The sequence below is a fragment of the Pseudomonas bohemica genome, assembly GCF_002934685.1.
Classification (GTDB): Bacteria; Pseudomonadota; Gammaproteobacteria; order Pseudomonadales; family Pseudomonadaceae; genus Aquipseudomonas; species Aquipseudomonas bohemica.
Genome location: NZ_NKHL01000026.1, coordinates 1 through 694 on the forward strand (window position 1 = coordinate 1; position 694 = coordinate 694).

Here is a 694-nt window from a genome sequence, read left to right on the forward strand (position 1 = left end):
ACCTGCCGAAGCACTGAATGAGTATCTAAAGTCTGTACAACAATCCAGTGTTGCGACGACCAGTTGAATCCGCCCAATATGGCAGCCGCAACTTCCGCCAACGGCTGTGGCGCTACCGCATGCGCCAGAGCATGAGCCGCCGAGGAAACTGCTGGGACAATGCGCCGATGGAAAGGGTGTTTCGCAGCTTGAAAACAGAATGGATACCAACCACCGGCTACATGACCGGCCAGCAGGCTCAGAGAGACATCAGCCACTATTTGATGCATCACTACAACTGGATTCGTCCTCATCAATTTAACGGTGGGGTATCCCCGGCGAAAACCGAAGAAAAACTTAAAATCGTGTCCGGGATCAGTTGACCACTACATCTAGACACTCTCGAGTGGACCTACGATTACACCAAATTCGAGCGTGACATGAGGAATTTGCTCGGGGTTCACACTTGATTGTAAACGTATAGGAAACCGAAGATGGCCGCTCACCCTACACCTGGTGAAGCACGCGTTGCCGTGCTGGTGGACTGCGACAATGTCTCACCTGACGTTTTAGAGCATGCCCTCCGAGTGGGTGCACAGTTTGGCCGAATCGTTCTGCGACGTGGCTATGGCAACCATGCCACTCTCGCAAACAAATGGCAGGAAGCTTTGGTGCGCCAGGCTTTCACGCCTTGCCTGCAGTACCAATACGCCTC

Annotated in this window: 1 protein-coding gene and 1 pseudogene; both read left to right on the top strand. The window is 53.2% G+C overall.

The features are described 5' to 3' along the window. Positions 1–65: 65 nt before the first annotated feature. Positions 66–362, top strand: a pseudogene (locus tag CE491_RS00075) (integrase core domain-containing protein); the annotation flags it as partial. A gap of 111 nt (positions 363–473) precedes the next feature. Then, on the top strand, positions 474–694 hold a 221-nt coding region (locus tag CE491_RS30520), incomplete at its 3' end, for an NYN domain-containing protein (RefSeq protein ID WP_324880225.1).